This is a genomic window from Arthrobacter sp. ov118 (assembly GCF_900116495.1).
GTDB lineage: Bacteria > Actinomycetota > Actinomycetes > Actinomycetales > Micrococcaceae > Arthrobacter.
Window position 1 is genome coordinate 41,999 of the sequence record NZ_FPAY01000002.1, and the last position, 16,463, is coordinate 58,461.

General features: G+C 67.4%; 14 protein-coding genes. 10 read left to right on the top strand and 4 right to left on the bottom strand.

The window, feature by feature from the left end; all coding sequences use genetic code 11:
* Nucleotides 1–88: 88 nt before the first annotated feature.
* Both BM372_RS05645 and BM372_RS05650 read left to right on the top strand, forming a co-directional pair.
* A complete protein-coding gene (locus tag BM372_RS05645) occupies nt 89–1,855 on the top strand; it encodes a dynamin family protein (protein WP_090953079.1) in 1,767 nt (588 codons plus the stop codon).
* Entirely contained in the window at nt 1,852–3,501 is a 1,650-nt protein-coding gene (locus tag BM372_RS05650) for a GTPase (protein WP_090953082.1), read from the top strand. The genes BM372_RS05645 and BM372_RS05650 overlap by 4 nt, the downstream gene beginning before the upstream one ends.
* Nucleotides 3,502–3,548: 47 nt before the next feature.
* On the opposite strand, the gene BM372_RS05655 is transcribed toward BM372_RS05650, so the two are convergent.
* On the bottom strand, nt 3,549–4,085 hold the full coding sequence (locus BM372_RS05655) for a DUF1697 domain-containing protein (RefSeq protein WP_090953084.1): 537 nt from the start codon (nt 4,083–4,085) through the stop codon (nt 3,549–3,551).
* Between the two features lie 29 nt (nt 4,086–4,114).
* On the bottom strand, nt 4,115–4,834 hold the full coding sequence (locus tag BM372_RS05660; protein ID WP_026266447.1) for an IclR family transcriptional regulator: 720 nt from the start codon (nt 4,832–4,834) through the stop codon (nt 4,115–4,117).
* Nucleotides 4,835–4,962: 128 nt separating this feature from the next.
* On the opposite strand from BM372_RS05660, the gene leuC reads away from it, so the two are divergent.
* Complete coding sequence (gene leuC, locus BM372_RS05665; RefSeq protein ID WP_090953086.1) at nt 4,963–6,414, top strand: 3-isopropylmalate dehydratase large subunit; 1,452 nt, start codon at nt 4,963–4,965, stop codon at nt 6,412–6,414.
* Nucleotides 6,415–6,424: 10 nt separating this feature from the next.
* Entirely contained in the window at nt 6,425–7,027 is a 603-nt protein-coding gene (gene leuD / locus BM372_RS05670; RefSeq protein WP_090953088.1) for a 3-isopropylmalate dehydratase small subunit, read from the top strand.
* Here leuD and BM372_RS05675 read toward each other — a convergent pair.
* Nucleotides 6,993–8,711: an HNH endonuclease gene (locus BM372_RS05675; RefSeq protein WP_256214066.1), complete on the bottom strand. Its 1,719-nt coding sequence runs from the start codon at nt 8,709–8,711 to the stop codon at nt 6,993–6,995. The genes leuD and BM372_RS05675 overlap by 35 nt on opposite strands.
* A gap of 649 nt (nt 8,712–9,360) precedes the next feature.
* Here BM372_RS05675 and murA point away from each other — a divergent pair.
* Genes murA through BM372_RS05695 form a run of 4 tightly spaced genes read left to right on the top strand, consistent with a single transcriptional unit; the run spans nt 9,361 to nt 13,703 of the window.
* Nucleotides 9,361–10,686, top strand: a complete 1,326-nt coding sequence (murA, locus tag BM372_RS05680; protein WP_090953090.1) for a UDP-N-acetylglucosamine 1-carboxyvinyltransferase — start codon at nt 9,361–9,363, stop codon at nt 10,684–10,686.
* A 10-nt stretch (nt 10,687–10,696) separates the two neighbouring features.
* Nucleotides 10,697–11,506: a lysophospholipid acyltransferase family protein gene (locus BM372_RS05685; protein ID WP_256214067.1), complete on the top strand. Its 810-nt coding sequence runs from the start codon at nt 10,697–10,699 to the stop codon at nt 11,504–11,506.
* Nucleotides 11,503–12,555, top strand: a complete 1,053-nt coding sequence (locus BM372_RS05690) for an NAD(P)H-dependent glycerol-3-phosphate dehydrogenase (protein WP_090953092.1) — start codon at nt 11,503–11,505, stop codon at nt 12,553–12,555. The genes BM372_RS05685 and BM372_RS05690 overlap by 4 nt, the downstream gene beginning before the upstream one ends.
* Before the next feature lie 17 nt (nt 12,556–12,572).
* The gene (locus BM372_RS05695; protein WP_090953726.1) at nt 12,573–13,703 is read left to right on the top strand and encodes a D-alanine--D-alanine ligase family protein; all 1,131 of its coding nucleotides are present in this window, start codon (nt 12,573–12,575) and stop codon (nt 13,701–13,703) included.
* Between the two features lie 74 nt (nt 13,704–13,777).
* Here BM372_RS05695 and BM372_RS05700 read toward each other — a convergent pair whose 3' ends face one another.
* The gene (locus tag BM372_RS05700) at nt 13,778–14,278 is read right to left on the bottom strand and encodes a DUF3515 family protein (protein WP_090953094.1); all 501 of its coding nucleotides are present in this window, start codon (nt 14,276–14,278) and stop codon (nt 13,778–13,780) included.
* A 159-nt stretch (nt 14,279–14,437) separates the two neighbouring features.
* Between BM372_RS05700 and BM372_RS05705 the strand changes: the two genes are divergently transcribed.
* Both BM372_RS05705 and BM372_RS05710 read left to right on the top strand, forming a co-directional pair.
* Entirely contained in the window at nt 14,438–15,133 is a 696-nt protein-coding gene (locus BM372_RS05705) for a hypothetical protein (RefSeq protein WP_143111434.1), read from the top strand.
* A gap of 72 nt (nt 15,134–15,205) precedes the next feature.
* On the top strand, nt 15,206–16,405 hold the full coding sequence (locus tag BM372_RS05710) for a glycosyltransferase family 4 protein (RefSeq protein WP_256214068.1): 1,200 nt from the start codon (nt 15,206–15,208) through the stop codon (nt 16,403–16,405).
* Nucleotides 16,406–16,463: the final 58 nt, after the last annotated feature.

Genomic DNA, 16,463 nt, shown 5'->3' on the forward strand with positions numbered 1-16,463 from the left:
CCCTGGCTGGCCAACCTAGGCCCCTGCAACTAACCGCGCCAGGCCCCGCCCCCGCGGAAACTCCGGACTGAACTGGCATGATGATGCTGTGAGCTCCCAAGAACCTTCCGAAGCCGCAGCCGGCGTCGCGCTCCTTGAAAGCGTCCGGGCGGACCTTGCGGCACTGCGGCTGCCGCTCGCCCTGCCCGGAACCGAGCGGACGCGGCAGCAGCTGCGCAACGCGGTGGCTCAGCTCGACGACTACATTCTGCCCCGGTACCGCAGCCTCGACGCGCCGCTGCTGGCCGTGGTGGGCGGCTCCACCGGGGCCGGGAAGTCCACGCTGGTCAACGCTCTGGTGGGCCATGCTGTCACGCGGGCAGGCGCCATCCGGCCGACCACCCGCCAGCCGATCCTGCTCCACCATCCGGCGGACTCCGGCTGGTTTGAAGGCCAGCGGGTCCTGCCGGCACTGGGCCGCATCCTTGGCGCGGTGGTGGACAGCGCCGCCGTGGACGGCACGACCCCGGCGGATCCCGCCCCACCCGCTGCGGCCGCCGGCAAAGTAACCTCGCTCGTCCTGGTCGCCGACCCGGCGGTCCCGCGAGGAATCGCGCTTCTGGATGCACCCGACGTCGACTCAATCTCCGACGACAACCGCAACCTGGCCGGGCAGCTCCTCGCCGCCGCCGACCTCTGGGTGTTCGTCACCACCGCCAACCGCTATGCCGACGCCGTGCCTTGGCGCTTGCTCCTGGATGCCGCCTCGCGCGACATCACGGTGGCCGTGGTGCTGGACAGGGTGCCGCCGGCGGCCGAGGCGGAGGTCAGCGCGGACTTGACGGCCATGCTCAGCAGGGAAGGCCTCGGCACGGCCCGGATGTTCGTCGTGCCGGAGCTGGTCCTCGATGCCGCGGGAATGCTTCCGGCCACGGCCGTGGAACCGCTGCGGCAATGGCTTGGCGAGCTGGCAGGGGACGCCGCCGGACGCGCCGGAATCGCCCGCCGCACGCTCAACGGCACTCTCACGGCCCTCAGCCACCGCGTCGAGGAGGCAGGGCGGGCGGTGTCCGAGCAGCAGCGAGCAGCCGAGATACTCTCGGCCGACGCCGGCCAGGCCTATGACGACGCCGTGGGCAGGATCCTTGAGGCCACCCGGGATGGCGCGCTGCTGCGCGGCGAGGTACTGGCGCGGTGGCAGGACTTCGTCGGGACGGGCGAGTTCTTTCGCGCCATGGAACAGAACATCGGGCGCTTCCGGGACCGCGTGGGCGCATTCTTCCGGGGCGAGCCGGCGCCCGCAGTCAGGGTGGAGACCGCGATCGAGACCGGACTGCAGGCTGTCATTGTCGATGAAGCCGCCAATGCAGCCGAACATACGGACCAGCGCTGGCGCTCGGATCCCGCGGGCAGGCAGTTGCTCGGCAGTGATGATCTCTCCGGCACATCCGCCGACTTCGCGGACGCCGTGGCCACGGAGATCCGCGCCTGGCAGGGCGGCCTGATGGAACTGATCCGTACCGAAGGCCAGGGCAAGCGCACCCAGGCCCGCTGGTTGTCTTTCGGCATCAACGGTCTGGGGGCCGCGCTCATGATTGTCGTGTTCTCCATGACCGCGGGATTGACCGGGCTGGAGATCGGGGTCGCCGGCGGCACCGCCGTCGTGGGTCAGCGGCTCCTGGAAGCCGTGTTTGGGGAAGACGCCGTCCGCCGGCTCGCCCGCACGGCGCGCGAAGATCTGCATGAGCGGTGCCGGGTTCTGTTGGCGTCCGAGCGCGAGCGCTTCCTGAGCCGGCTCGACGTCGACGGCGGTGCGCCGCCGGAGGACCTTGCCGGGCACGCGGCGGCACTGCGCCGGCTGGCGGCGTCGGCATGAGCCGCCACGGCGCCGCCCGGGTGGAGTCGCAGCTGGACCGCAGGCTTGAGGCCCTCGATGACGCCAGGGAGCTCGCGGCCGGTGCCCTCCCCCAGGAGACCCTGGACGAGGTGCTGCAGGTGCTGGACCGTGCCAGTTCGCGGCGGTCGCTTTCCGCGGACCATACGGTGGTGGGATTCTTCGGCGCCACCGGCAGCGGCAAATCGTCACTCTTCAACGCCGTCAGCGGAGCGGAAATCGCGACGGCGGCGGTGCGCCGACCGACCACCACCGAACCGCTGGCGGGCATTTGGGGCGTTCAGGGCAGCGATGCCCTGCTGGACTGGCTGGAGGTCAGGCAGCGCCATGTGGCCGCCCCGGTGCCAGGTTTCGCCGAAGACGGCACCGGACTGATCCTCCTGGACCTGCCCGACTTTGACTCGACCAGGGCGGCGAACCGGGAAATCGTGCAGCGGATGGTGGGCCTCGTGGACGTCCTCGTCTGGGTCCTTGATCCGCAGAAATATGCCGATGCCGCCGTGCACCAGGACTTCCTGGCGCCGCTGTCCGCCCACGGGGCCGTGACAATCGTGGTGCTCAACCAGGTCGACCGGCTCCCGAAGCACGACGTCCGGCCCGTCCTTGATTCCCTCAAAGTCATCCTGGCAGGCGAAGGGTTAGGCAAGGTCCAGGTCCTTGGTGCCTCCGCGGTGCTGGGAACCGGGGTGGACGGGGTCCGGTCAGCCATCCGGCAGAAGGCCATGGAACGCCAGGCGGTCGCGCAGCGTCTCGCGGCAGATGTCACCACGGCAGCCGCCCGGCTGGCCGAGGCGTCCGGCGATGGGGCATCGGCCAACAGGGCGTCCGGCGGCGGTAAGGCGGCCGGCGTGACGGCTGCCTCCAAGGCCCGGCTGGCCGAGGAGCTCGCCGTGGCGGCCAACGTTCCGCTGGTGGTCGACGCCGTCGTCCGCTCCTACCGGCTCGAGGCGACACGGCGCACGGGCTGGCCCGTGACCCGGTGGCTGGCCAGGTTCCGGCCGGATCCGCTGCGGCGTCTGAACCTTCGCCGCGAGGACGCCAGACCCGAGCTGAACCGGACCTCGCTTCCGCCCGCGGGGGCCCCGGAGCGGGCCAGGACCGATGCCGCTGTCCGGGAATTCGCCGAGGCAGCGTCCGACGGCGCTCCCGGGCCGTGGCGGGCCGTCATCCGCAGCGCTGCCCGTGAAGGACGGGACCGGCTGCCGGACGCGGTGGACCAGGCGATTGCCTCCACGGACCTGTCGGCGGCCCGGAAGTCTTGGTGGTGGGGCGGGTTCAACGCTGTCCAGTGGCTGGCCCTGGTGACGGCGCTGGCCGGGTTTGCCTGGCTCGGAGTCCTGGCGGCGCTGGGCTACCTGCAGCTGCCGGTGCCCGAGGTTCCGCGCGTGCAGGGCTGGCCGGTTCCCACGGTAATGATCGGCGGGGGAGTGCTGCTGGGCATCCTGCTGGCCGTCGCGGCCAGGTTCATTGCCCGCGCCGCGGCGGCATCGCGGGGTGCGCTGGCGAGGAAGGGGCTGCGATCCGCCGTCGCCGTCGTTGCGCAGGACCTGGTGGTGGAACCCGTGGAGCTCGAGCTCAGCCGCCTGGAGTCGTTCACCGCGGCGCTGAAGACCGCCGCGGGCCGCTAGGTCCCAGCGCAGCGAGTTGCAGGGTCGCCAGCTACAGGACTGTTCGGTTACAAAGTCGACGCGGCGTCGCGGACCTTGACCATCGTCCGGAGGTTGCGGGTGGTGGTGGCGGCCTTGTACTTGGCTTTGGAGGTGAGCTTGCTGAAGGGGCTGTCCAGCGTTCCGCCGGCGGGTGCCAGCCAGGCCAGGGCTTCGGGGCCCAGCAGGGTGAGCTCGGTCCCGTCCAGGGCACTGCCGGATTCGAAGAGTTCCGAGAGCGCAGCCGCATCGGAGGCGAGCGTCAAATAGGTATGTGTGGAAGCGTCGTCGGCCGGGTAGGGGCAGGCCTCCACGAGCGCCGCCACGCGGTCCGCGGTCAGGACCACCACCCAGGCGTCATAGCCGAAGGTTTCCCTGAGGCATGCCTCAAACTCCCGTTTGACGCCGGCAGGATCCAGCTCGCTCGCCAGCACGACGTTGCCGCTGGCCAGCAGCGTCAACACGTTTGAAAACGGCCGCGTCTTCAAGGCTTTTTTGAGATCGGCCATCTTGATGTTGATACCGCCCACATTGATGCCGCGCAGGAACACCGCATAGCTATTCATGGGCACAGCATACTCAGTCGTTGGTTTGCTTAGTCGTTGGTCTTGCGCAGGGCCTCGGTCAGGACACGGCCGGCATTGCAGACCACCTCGGCGTGCAGCCGGCCCGGCTGGCGGGTCAGGCGCTCGATCGGGCCGGAAATGGACACGGCCGCAATCACCCGGCCGGACGGGCCGCGGACGGGGGCCGAAACGGAGGCGACGCCCGGCTCGCGTTCGCCGAGGCTCTGGCCCCAGCCCCGACGTCGTACGCCCGCGAGAACAGTGGGGGTGAAGCGGGCGGACTGAAGGCCTTCCAGGAGGCGGTCGTGGTCTTCCCATGCCAGCAGCACCTGGGCGGCGGAGCCGGCCTTCATGGACAGTTGGGTGCCGACCGGAATGGTGTCGCGCAGGCCGATGGGGCGTTCGGCGGAGGCCACGCAGACGCGCCAATCACCCTGGCGGCGGAAGATCTGGGCGCTTTCACCGGTGGCGTCGCGAAGCTGCATGAGAACAGGTCCGGCGGAAGCGATGAGGCGGTCCTCGCCCGCGGCAGAGGCCAGTTCCACTAGGCGGCTGCCGAGGACAAAGCGGCCTTGGATATCGCGGCTCACCAACCTGTGGTGCACCAGCGCGAGGGCCAGCCGGTGCACGGTGGGCCGCGCCAGCCCGGTGGCTGCAACCAGCTGCGCCAGGGTGGTGGGTCCGGCCTCCAGTGCATCAAGTACATGAGCCGCTTTATCGATGACGCCGACTCCACTAGAATTGTCCATGTACTGATATTGACGTCTCATTATCTGAGATGCAAGTCGTCGCGCTGGCGTATTGCTCGGCTCGGCTGGTTCAGTGGAAGCAACAGCCCGCAGGGACGTAATAATCACCGCAGTGAAGGGAGAAGGCCGTGGCAAAGACACTGGCCGAGAAAGTCTGGGACGCGCACGTGGTGCGCAAGGGGGACGGCGAAGGAGCCAACGCCCAGCCTGACCTTCTCTTCATCGACCTCCACCTGGTGCACGAGGTGACGTCGCCGCAGGCATTTGAAGGCCTGCGGCTGGCCGGCCGCGAACTGCGCCGGCCGGACCTGACGATCGCCACGGAGGACCACAACACTCCCACGCTGGACATCGATAAGCCAATCGCCGATCTCACCAGCCGCACCCAGATCCAGACCCTGCGCAACAACTGCCAGGAGTTCGGCGTGCGCCTGCACTCCCTCGGCGACGCCGAGCAGGGGATCGTGCACGTCGTGGGTCCCCAACTGGGCCTCACACAGCCCGGCATGACCGTGGTTTGCGGTGACTCGCACACCTCAACGCACGGCGCCTTCGGTGCGCTGGCCATGGGTATTGGCACCTCCGAGGTGGAGCATGTCATGGCCACCCAGACGCTGTCACTGAAGCCGTTCAAGACCATGGCCATCAATGTCGAGGGCACGCTGCGTCCCGGCGTGACCGCTAAGGACATCATCCTGGCTGTCATCGCTAAGATCGGCACGGGTGGCGGCCAAGGCTACGTGCTGGAGTACCGGGGCTCTGCCATCCGGGCCCTGTCCATGGAAGCCCGGATGACCATCTGCAACATGTCCATTGAAGCCGGTGCCCGCGCCGGACTGGTGGCTCCGGACCAGACCACGTACGACTACATGTACGGCCGCCCGCACGCGCCCCAGGGCGCCGAGTGGGATGCCGCCGTCGAATACTGGAACACGCTGCGCACCGACGACGGCGCGGTGTTCGACGTCGAGGTGGACCTCGACGCCGACTCGCTGGAACCGTTCGTGACATGGGGAACCAACCCCGGCCAAGGTGTGTCCCTGTCCGCGAACGTACCGTCGCCGGCTGACTTCGGCGACGAGAACGCCAAGGCCGCCGCGGAACGGGCCCTGCAGTACATGGGCCTCGAGGCCGGCACACCGATGAAGGACATCCGGGTGGACACGGTGTTCCTGGGCTCCTGCACCAACTCGCGGATCGAGGATCTCCGAGCCGCCGCGGACATCATCCGGGGCCGCGCCAAGGATCCGGCCGTGCGCATGCTGGTGGTGCCCGGCTCCGCACGGGTCCGGCTCGAGGCTGAAGCCGAGGGCCTGGACAAGGTCTTCAAGGACTTCGGTGCCGAGTGGCGTTTCGCCGGCTGCTCCATGTGCCTGGGCATGAACCCGGACCAGTTGGAACCGGGGGAGCGCTGCGCCTCCACGTCCAACCGCAACTTTGAAGGACGCCAGGGCAAGGGCGGTCGCACCCACCTGGTTTCCCCGGTGGTGGCTGCAGCCACGGCCGTGCGCGGGACCCTGAGCTCGCCGTCGGACCTGGAGCCGGCGACAGCAACCGCGCTGACCGGAACCGCAGTCTAGGAGGAACCCCATGGAAAAGTTCACCACCCACACCGGAATCGGTGTCCCGCTGCGCCAGAGCAACGTCGACACGGACCAGATCATCCCCGCGGTGTACCTCAAGCGCATCACCCGTACCGGTTTCGAGGACGCGCTCTTCGCCGCCTGGCGCAAGGACCCGTCGTTCATTCTGAACCAGGCACCGTTCAACGCCGGCTCCGTCCTGGTGGCTGGGCCCGACTTCGGCACGGGTTCGTCCCGCGAACATGCCGTCTGGGCGCTGAAGGACTACGGCTTCAAGACTGTGCTGTCCTCCCGTTTCGCGGACATCTTCCGCGGCAACTCCGGCAAGCAGGGCCTGCTGGCGGCCGAGGTGGCCCAGGACGACATTGAGCTCATCTGGAAAGAGCTTGAGAACGCACCGGGCACCGAGGTCACGGTGGATCTCGTCTCCAAGACCGTGCAGTGCGGCAACATTGTGGCGCCGTTCGAGATTGACGATTACACGCGCTGGCGCCTCTTGGAGGGCCTGGACGACATCGGGCTGACGCTTCAGCACGAAGAGGACATCACGGCATACGAGGCCACCCGGCCCTCCTTCAAGCCCAAAACGCTGCCGGCGCGGCTGTCCTAGGGTTCTGGCAGTCATCGGGTCCCGAGATCCGGAGAAGCCCGGGCTCCGCCTTGATTGGGGAGTGCCGCCGTCGAGTTACCGAACTCGACGGCGGCACTCCCTTTTGTGCGTGCATCCAGTGCAACCCCAGACAGGCCATCGCATCAGCTAAGCCAGGGCGGTAAGCGGGGTTACCAGGGTCAGGAGATACGGCAACGGCAATGCGCTTGCCGCGCTTCAAGGTCGTTGCAATCTTGTGGGTCTTTGCTAGGTGCCGGAGCCGTCGTCGCTGGTCTCGTTGTTCCTCCACTGTTGCGCGTAGCGGTGTCCCCGGGAGGGGTGGTGCGGTGGAGTGGTAGGTGTGGCCGGTGGGGGTGCTGAGTTCGATGGTGTGCCTGCCGCTGCCCGCCGGGGTCTGTCCGGGAGGCGGCCCGGGTAGTGTGCGTGCTGTCCAGCCGGGGGTTTCTTTGGTGTGGTTGCAGGCTTCGCAGAGTCCGGCGCCGTTGGCTGCAGTCGTCGGCCCGCCGGTGTGCCAGGCGATGATGTGGTCCAGGTGGCGGATGGGGGCGTCGCAGTAGGGGGTGCGGCAGGTGTCGTCGCGGGTCTGGATGAAGCGGCGCAGCCCGCCGGGGAAGGTCCGGGCGCGGGAGTCCATGCCGATGAGTTCGCCGCTGCGCGGGTGGGTGTAGAGCCGGCGGATCCGGAGGCTGAAGGCGGCCCGGCCGGGGTCTGTGCCGGTGCCGGTGGTGTTGGTGGTTCCGGGGGCGGTGCGGGTGGTCAGGAGGGTTCTTGCCCAGGCGGCGGGGACGGTGCCGTAGCCGGGGAGCCGGGCCGGTTCGGCGTCGGCCTGGAGCAGGGTGCGGTCGGTGATGATGAGCTGGAGTTCGATGCCGCTGATTCCGCCGGGGGTGCCGGTGGTGCGTTCGATGAGGGTGTCGGCCATGGCCTGGCCGCGGCTGCGGGGGTCCCCGGCGGTGCGGAGGGTGTCGGCGGCGCGGGTCAGGGCGGCCTGGACGGCGACGCCGGCGCTGACCGGGAGCAGGGCGGTGAGGGTGCACATGGTGTCGGGGGCGGGGCGGAAGCTGACGTGCCGGTCGGTGGCGGCGTGCGCGGCGCGCCGGCTGAGGGAGCGGGGGTCGCGGCGGTAGGCGGCGGCGCGGGCGGCCGCGATCAGGGCCCGGTCCCCGGCGCCGTTGAGGGTTCCGGTGTCGGGGGCGAGTTCGTCGTCGACGGCGGCCCGGTCGGCGGGGGTGAGGCAGGCGGTTTCGCGGGCCAGGAGGGTGGCGCGCCATTCGTTGAGCTGTCCGGTTTCCAGGGCGGCGAGGGTGTGCGGCATTTCGGTGACCAGGGCCTTGGCCAGTCCGAGGAGGCGGCCGCCTTTGGCGGGGGATTCGCGCCGGGCCAGGGCGATCTGCGCGCCGGTGCCGGTGCCGAGCCGTTCCGGCGGTACCCCGGCGTTGGCCTGGGCCCGGCGCTGGGAGAGGTCGAAGGCCACCGCGATCCGGGCCTGGCGGGCCGCGGCGGCGGATTTCAGGTCTTCCAGCTCCCGGAGCTCATCAATCATCCCGGCGCAGCCGGTGGCCAGCGGAACGGCGGCCAGCAGTGCGGTGACGGCCCCGAAAGACCCGCCGCGGAGCCGGCCCGCAGCGACGTCCGTGCCGCTGTTTCCCGTCGGAACCACTTCGGGCCCCTGCTTGCCGTCCATGAATCAAGTCTCGATGCGACCTACGACAATTTAGGTACAGCGACGTAGGCACAGCGACGTAGGCACAGCGACGTAGGCACACTGGCCGGGCCGGCCGGCGAGGAGTAGGGGCAACGACTGCTCGCAGATAATGCCGCCAAGACGTTATCAAGTGCACCCTTGTCTCAAACACCCGCTGGTCCATCATGAGAAGAAGACGTCAGCTCGGCGTCCCAGGCGGTATCGGGCGGGTGTTGTCCATGAATCATAGGGATTCATTCGTGCTGTGGCGCAGCTCCGCGCCCCGACCCCCGCTCATTTTTGAAGGCGGTAGACCTCGGTGCCGTAGGCCCGGCGGCGGTGCCAGTGCTGGCCGGTAGCAGTGACCAAGAAAGTGTGCTGGCGACCGGCCTGCGGAGCGAAACTCCGCCCCGCGTCCGCCGCATTTCCGGCTCGCCTCTGGCGCGAAACTCCGGGCCGCCTCCACCGGTTTTCCACCAGGCGGTGGACACTTAAGATGTCCGGCCGGAGCGCCCGCCCAGAGCGCCGCAAAGGCCCGCAACAACGCCAACCGAACCGTTCCGTATTTCGGATCGGTAACGGATGCTCCTATGCTTAGCGGGAGCCTTTGTAAGGATTTGGGGGCGAGTAGTCGTGAGGAAACCGGTAAATGAGTAGTGTTCTGACAATCCGCGGAGGCGTCCCGCTAACTGGCCGCGTCACCGTTCGCGGGGCCAAAAATCTTGTCCCCAAAGCCATGGTTGCTGCCCTTCTGGGCAACGAGCCGTCCGTGCTGCGCAACGTCCCTGAGATCAAGGACGTCGAGGTTGTCACCAGCCTGCTCCAGCTCCACGGCGTCCGGGTTGACAAAGACCCCGTATCCGGCGATCTGACACTTGACCCGAAGAATGCCAAGACCGCGTCCAGCACCGCCATCGATGCCCACGCCGGTGATTCGCGTATCCCGATCCTGCTGTGCGGTCCGCTGATCCACGCGATCGGCGAGGCCTTCATCCCGGACCTGGGCGGCTGCAAGATCGGCGACCGGCCGATCGACTACCACCTGAATGTCCTGCGCCAGTTCGGTGCCGTAGTGGAAAAGCGCCCCGGCGGCATCCACATCTCCGCACCCAACGGGCTCAAGGGCGCCAAGATCGCCCTGCCCTACCCGTCCGTCGGCGCCACCGAGCAGGTCCTGCTCAGCGCCACGCGCGCGGAAGGCATCACCGAACTCACCGGGGCCGCAACTGAGCCGGAAATCGTGGACCTCATCGCGGTGCTGCAGAAGATGGGTGCGATCATCAGCGTCCAGACGGACCGCACCATCCGGATCGAAGGCGTTCGGCACCTCGGCGGGTACAACCACCGTGCCCTGTCTGACCGCAATGAATCGGCCTCCTGGGCTTCCGCGGCTCTGGTCACCCGCGGCGATATTTTCGTTGAAGGCGCCACGCAGCGGGACATGATGACGTTCCTGAACACCTACCGCAAGGTTGGCGGCGGGATGGACATCGGCGACGACGGCATCCGCTTCTACCACCGCGGCGGCAAGCTCAATCCGCTGGTCCTCGAAACTGACGTCCACCCCGGCTTCATGACGGACTGGCAGCAGCCCCTCATCGTCGCCCTGACCCAGGCTGAGGGCGTCTCGATCGTCCATGAGACCGTGTATGAGAACCGCTTCGGCTTTACTGATGCGCTGATCCGCATGGGTGCAAATATCCAGGTCCACCGGGAGTGCCTCGGCAGTGTCCCGTGCCGCTTCGGCCAGCGCAACTTCCTGCACTCCGCTGTGATCTCCGGACCGACACAGCTCAAGGGCACCGACATCGACGTACCGGACCTGCGCGGCGGGTTCAGCCACCTCATCGCCGCACTGGCCGCCACCGGCACCTCCCACGTCACAGGCATTGACATCATCAACCGCGGTTACGAGCGCTTCACTGAGAAGCTCGCAGGACTCGGTGCCGATTTCGACATCACGTCGGCCAAGTAGCGGGGCCCTGGTGAAGGAATCGGCCAAGAGCCACGCCACGTTTGTGGCGGTCGCCGGAATCGTCCGGCCCCTGATGAATCTGCTGATGAACAAAAAGTGGGAAGGCCTGGAAAAGCTGCCCGCCGGGGGCTTCATCGCCGTGCCCAACCACTGCACGGAGATCGACCCGCTAGTGGTTGGGCACATGCTTTACAACCAGAAGCGTATGCCGCACTTCCTGGCCAAGGCTGGCCTCTTTAAGGTGCCGGTACTGGGCGCGGTTCTGAGGTCCACCAAGCAGATCCCCGTGGAACGCTCGACGACGGGGGCGAATCGCTCGCTGCAGCTCGCCAAAGAAGTCGTGAGTGAGGGCGGTGCGATCATCATCTATCCCGAGGGGACCCTGACCCGGGATCCGGACCTGTGGCCGATGAAGGGGCACACCGGCGCCGCGCGGATGGCGCTGGAGAGCGGCATCCCCGTGGTGCCCATGGCCCACTGGGGTGCCCAGGAGGTCCTGCCGCGGTACGCCAAGCGTATGTACGTTTTTCCGCGCAAAACCTCCCGCCTGGTGGTCGGCGATCCCGTGGACCTGCGCGCCTTCGAGGGCCGCCCGCTGGATAGGGCGACGCTGACCGAAGCCACCAATGTCATCATGGACGCCATCACCGGCCTCCTTGCCGGACTTCGCGGCGAAGAGCCGCCCGCGCAGCGCTGGGATCCGGCGGCGCACAACCAGTCCACGCACGGCCGAATTGTCGAGCGCCGCGGCACGCTTGCGGACAAGAGCGCTCAAGACGGCAACGTACTTAACGAGAATATTGGGGACAACACCGAATGATCGACACACTTGAACGAGGATCATCTGCCACCACCGTCGCCGTCCTGGGGGCCGGGTCTTGGGGCACCACGTTCGCCAAGGTCGTCGCCGACGCCGCCACCGCCTCCGGGGTAGAACGGAACATTCGGCTCTGGGGCCGGCGTTCGGAAGTCGTGGACCAGATCAACACCGTCCACCTCAATGAGCAGTACCTCCAAGGCGTGAAGCTGCCGCCCAGCATCACCGCCTCCACGGACGTCACCGAGGTCCTGGCCGGCGCCGAACTGGTCATCCTCGCCGTGCCGGCGCAGACCCTGCGGCCGCAACTGCAGGCCTGGAAGGAACATCTGGCGCCCGGCGCCGTCGTCGTGTCCCTCATGAAGGGCCTGGAACTGCACACTGATGCCCGCATGAGCGAGGTCATCTGCGCGGAGCTGGGCCTGCCCGGCAGCCGCGTCGCCGTTGTGTCCGGGCCTAATCTGGCCATGGAGATCGCCCGGGAGGAACCGACGGCGTCCGTTGTGGCCTGCGCGGACCCGGTCACGGCAGGCTGGATCGCGCGGAGCTGCACCGCACCTTACTTCCGCCCGTACACCACCACTGATGTGACCGGCGTCGAAATTGGCGGCATTGTCAAGAACGTCATTGCCCTGGCCGTCGGCATCTGCGAAGGCAAGAAGATGGGCGACAACACCAAAGCCTCGGTCATGACCCGTGGCCTGGCTGAGACGTCCCGGTTGACGCTCGCCCTGGGCGGGGAAGCCCGAACGATGGCCGGACTCGCCGGACTGGGCGATCTCGTGGCCACCTGCTCCTCGCCGCTGTCCCGAAACCACACCGCCGGCCGGCTCCTTGGCAGAGGCCTGACCTTGGAAGAGGTCACCGCGGAAATGAAACAAACGGCTGAAGGCATTAAATCCAGCCAGGCAGTGAACGAGCTCGCCGAAAGGCTCGGCGTCGACATGCCGATCACGGCAGCCGTCGTGGCCGTGCTGGCCGGAAAATTGTCCGTAGACGAACTGGGTCCGCTGTTGCTGTCCCGGGACCTGAAACCCGAAGGCGACTACTGAGAGTGCCAGCGAACAACATGACCACAGAAAGCCGCGCAGGCCAGCCCAAACCCCGCGTCGCGGTGCTTTTCGGGGGCCGCTCCAGCGAACACGCCGTCAGCTGCGTGACCGCCGCCGGCGTCCTGAGCGCCATCGACAAGGACAAGTACGACGTCATCCCCATCGGCATCGCCAAGACCGGCCAGTGGGTTCTGGCCTCCGGTGACACCAACGAATGGTCGCTCTCCGCATCGTCGCTGCCGGAAGTAGCGCCCTCCACGCAGACCGTGGCGCTGGCCGAGATCGGCGGCGAGCACCAACTGATCGTCGCCTCTCCGAACCAGGTCCCGCAGGAGCTTGGCACCGTGGATGTGGTCTTCCCGCTGCTGCACGGGCCGTTCGGTGAGGACGGGACCATCCAGGGCCTCCTGGAACTCTCCGACACGCGCTACGTGGGTGCCGGCGTGCTGGCGTCAGCGGTGGGCATGGACAAACACTTCATGAAGGTGATCTTTGAATCGGCCGGGCTGCACGTGGGTCCCTACATTGCCGTGACCGACCGGCAGTGGCTGGGCGATGCCGAGACTGTGCGCAAACGCGTGGACCAGCTCGGCTTCCCGGTATTCGTCAAGCCGGCCCGGGCGGGCTCGTCGATGGGCATCTCCAAGGTGGATTCCCTTGAGGGCCTGGACGCGGCGATTGAGGCCGCCCGCGAGCACGATCCCAAGCTGGTCATCGAGGCTGGCATCACCGGCCGCGAGATCGAGTGCGCGGTACTGGAGGGACGTGGGACCGATGCTCCCCGCAGTTCCATGCCGGGTGAGATTTCCGTCGCCGGCGGCGGCCACGAATTCTATGACTTCAACGCCAAATACGTCGACGACGCCGCCGCGCTCAGCTGCCCGGCCGACCTCCCCGAAGAGGCCATCGCCCGGGTCCGGGAACTGGCCGCCGTTGCGTTCGACGCCGTCGGCGCGGAGGGACTGAGCCGGGTGGACTTCTTCTACACGCCAGAGGGCGAACTGATCATCAACGAGATCAACACCATGCCCGGCTTTACGCCCAAGAGCATGTACCCGCAGATGTGGAAGGCCTCAGGTCTGGAATATGCGGAGCTGATCGACGAACTGATCCACCTCGCACTGCACCGGAAGATGGGCCTGCGCTAGTCCCCACCGGCACCCTAACCTCGCTCCGCTTCGGCCAGGGAACCCTGCCGGCGTGGGCCCACCACCTGGACTGCCTACTTGCTGGTCGGCAGGTTCTGCAGGTCCTCCTGGCCCACGCAGTTCCGCGTCGCCTTGATTTTCAGCGCCGCGGGCGAAAGGTCAGCCAGCACGGTGGCAGAACTTATCTTGTCCGGATCCATCAGGATCTCGGTGGCCGGTTCGCGGCCGAAGGTAGTCAGCGTCCACACCGGGTTGCCTTCCTTGATGACCCAGTCGACGCCGTTGACGCTCACGCAACGGTCCGTGGTGGGACCTGGAACGTTGACGCCGCAACGGAGGATCACCTGGGACGGATCGCCCCAGGCCGCCGTTGCCTGGGCATTGGTCCTCCGCAGCTTGGCGTCGCCGATCGCGTCCGGAAGGGCCAGCATCATCGGCGCGCAGGCCGCATTGGCGGCATCCTTAGCGGGCGTGACGTCAACCACCGGCGAACAGGACGTCAAGGCAAGACTGGCTGCGACGGCCGCCACAACAACGGGAAGGCGCGCGGAAACGAGGCGGCTGTAGTGGAGCATTCATCCAGCTTAACCCGGCCTGTGTGGCCCGGCGCCCCGAGGGGCTGCGGCCCAAGTGACGGTGAACACTAGATGAACAACCCGTTACCCGCCGTCGAGTACACTAGGAACTCGTGTAACTGTTTGGTTCGGCGGACAACGACGTCAGTGATGCCTACAATGAGCACGCTTGATTTAATCTCGCACCTGGGGGAGGGACTGTCGATGACGTCGTGCAGCCGAAAACTAAAGTCAGCACGCGCCGGGCTGGGAGCACTGCTCCTGGCGGCCGCCGTCATCGGCCCGGCCACCGCCGCCAATGCCGAGGAAACCTCTCCCGTCGGCCCTCCAATCGTCGTGCTCCCGACGGCGCCTCCCACCGAGGAGCCGCCGACTTCCCCGCCGCCGGTGGGTCCGACGGACGAACCCGTTTTCACGCCGCCGCCGGTACAGACCACGCCCCCGCCCGTTCAGCAACCGGCTCCGCCGGTTAAAACCGTCCCGGCGCCGGCAGTCCCGCCCGTCGTTCCCGTGGTGCCGGTGGCTCCGCCGGTCGTGACGCCCGCGCTCGTCATCGAAACGCCCCCCGCCGTGGCACCTGTGGTCCCGGAGCCCGCGCAGGAAACCCCGTCGGCGACGCCCACCCCTTCACCCACCCCGACGCCAGTCATCTCTACGGCCCCTGCCGTGATCGCCACCCCCAGCGAGCCGCCCGTCATGGTGAAGTCAGAAGTTCAGGCTGCGGTGGCCGTGGCTACCGGCAGTCCGCTGGTGGTGCAACTGTTGGTTGTCCTGGGCCTCCTGGGCGTTGGCCTTGCTTACTTCCGTTTCCTGGGCGGGAAGAGCCATAGCGTTTCCGTCAAGGCGGGAAAGTAAGTCGTAGCAATGCAAAGTGAAGTCGGTGCCAAATCCGCATCACGGCACGCGGAGACCGAAGGTCTGCGCGTCATGCTTTTGACCCATTCGTACTGGCCTGAGCAGAGCCCGCCGCAGCGTCGCTGGACAGCGATGATCAAGGAGTTTTCCAGATCGGGCTGGGACGTCGACGTCGTCACGCCGGTGGCGCACTATCCCTTCGGCCGGCGGGCCCTGCCTCGTCGAATGGCCGGGCGGCCATTCCAGCTTCAAAAGGGCCAGTTCGCCGAGAAGATTCTGCGTGTGCCGTACCTTCGCCACGGCAACTCCCGGGCTGCGCGGCTCCTAGACCAGTGTTTTTCGGCCGCGTTGTCCATCCCGGCCGGATTCATGCTTCGGAAACCCGACGTCGTGATTGTCACCGCGCCCGGGCTGCCGTCCTTGATTTCCGGGTATGTCTTGGCCAAGGTGCGCCGGGCGCCGCTCATCGTGGAGATGCGGGACGCGTGGCCGGACCTTGCCCGCGACGCCCGGCTTGTTGAGGGAAGCGTCAAGAGCGTCGTTGAACATGTGGTGGACTTCGTGCAGCACCGGGCCGACCTCGTGGTCACCGTGACGGACGGATTTGCCGCAACCCTCCGTGCGCGGGGCGTCCGCAACGTCGCTACTGTGAGCAATGGCGTGCACCTGGACTCAATCCCTGTCCTTGACCCGCCGGCAACGGAACGGCCGGTCTTCGAAGCTCTGTATCTGGGAAACCATGGGGAGAGCCAGCGGCTGGACGTAGCCATCCGGGCGAGCGCCCTGGTGGGGGACGCAATGCATCTGCACATGGTCGGCCACGGCACGCAACGGCCGATGCTGGAAAAACTTGCCCGTTCACTGAACGCTCCGGTGACTTTTCATGCACCGTTGAGCGGGGATGCCATGCTGCAGCGCTACGCGTCGGCTGACACCTGCCTGGTGTCCCTGCGCGATGACTGGACGTCCTTCGAGACCACTGTTCCGTCCAAAACTTACGAGGTCCTTGCGGTCGGTCGCCACGTGACTGCTGTTGTGCGGGGCGAGGCGGCGCGTATCGTTGCTGACGCCGAAGCCGGGGACATCGTGGCCAGCGATCCGGAGGCCCTTGCAGCACTGTGGCGCGAACTCGCCGCCGACCGCGGGCGTCTGGTCCGCAACGGCGACAGCCGGCAGTGGGTAAAGACCCACGCCGAGTATGAGCAGCTCGCCGGACGCTACATGGAGCTCATCACCGGGCTTCTGGGCAGGACTCCCGTAGCCACCCGATGATCCAGTCCCTGAGAAATCTGCGGCTCGCTGCACAGACAGCGGGACAACACCTCACGGA

Coding starts and splice junctions, on each gene's coding strand:
- BM372_RS05650 (WP_090953082.1), top strand. CDS start 1,852: ATGAGCCGCCACGGCGCCGCCCGGGTGGAGTCGCAGCTGGACCGCAGG.
- BM372_RS05655 (WP_090953084.1), bottom strand. CDS start 4,085: ATGAATAGCTATGCGGTGTTCCTGCGCGGCATCAATGTGGGCGGTATC.
- BM372_RS05660 (WP_026266447.1), bottom strand. CDS start 4,834: ATGGACAATTCTAGTGGAGTCGGCGTCATCGATAAAGCGGCTCATGTA.
- leuD (WP_090953088.1), top strand. CDS start 6,425: ATGGAAAAGTTCACCACCCACACCGGAATCGGTGTCCCGCTGCGCCAG.
- BM372_RS05675 (WP_256214066.1), bottom strand. CDS start 8,711: ATGGACGGCAAGCAGGGGCCCGAAGTGGTTCCGACGGGAAACAGCGGC.
- murA (WP_090953090.1), top strand. CDS start 9,361: ATGAGTAGTGTTCTGACAATCCGCGGAGGCGTCCCGCTAACTGGCCGC.
- BM372_RS05690 (WP_090953092.1), top strand. CDS start 11,503: ATGATCGACACACTTGAACGAGGATCATCTGCCACCACCGTCGCCGTC.
- BM372_RS05695 (WP_090953726.1), top strand. CDS start 12,573: ATGACCACAGAAAGCCGCGCAGGCCAGCCCAAACCCCGCGTCGCGGTG.
- BM372_RS05700 (WP_090953094.1), bottom strand. CDS start 14,278: ATGCTCCACTACAGCCGCCTCGTTTCCGCGCGCCTTCCCGTTGTTGTG.
- BM372_RS05705 (WP_143111434.1), top strand. CDS start 14,438: ATGAGCACGCTTGATTTAATCTCGCACCTGGGGGAGGGACTGTCGATG.
- BM372_RS05710 (WP_256214068.1), top strand. CDS start 15,206: ATGCTTTTGACCCATTCGTACTGGCCTGAGCAGAGCCCGCCGCAGCGT.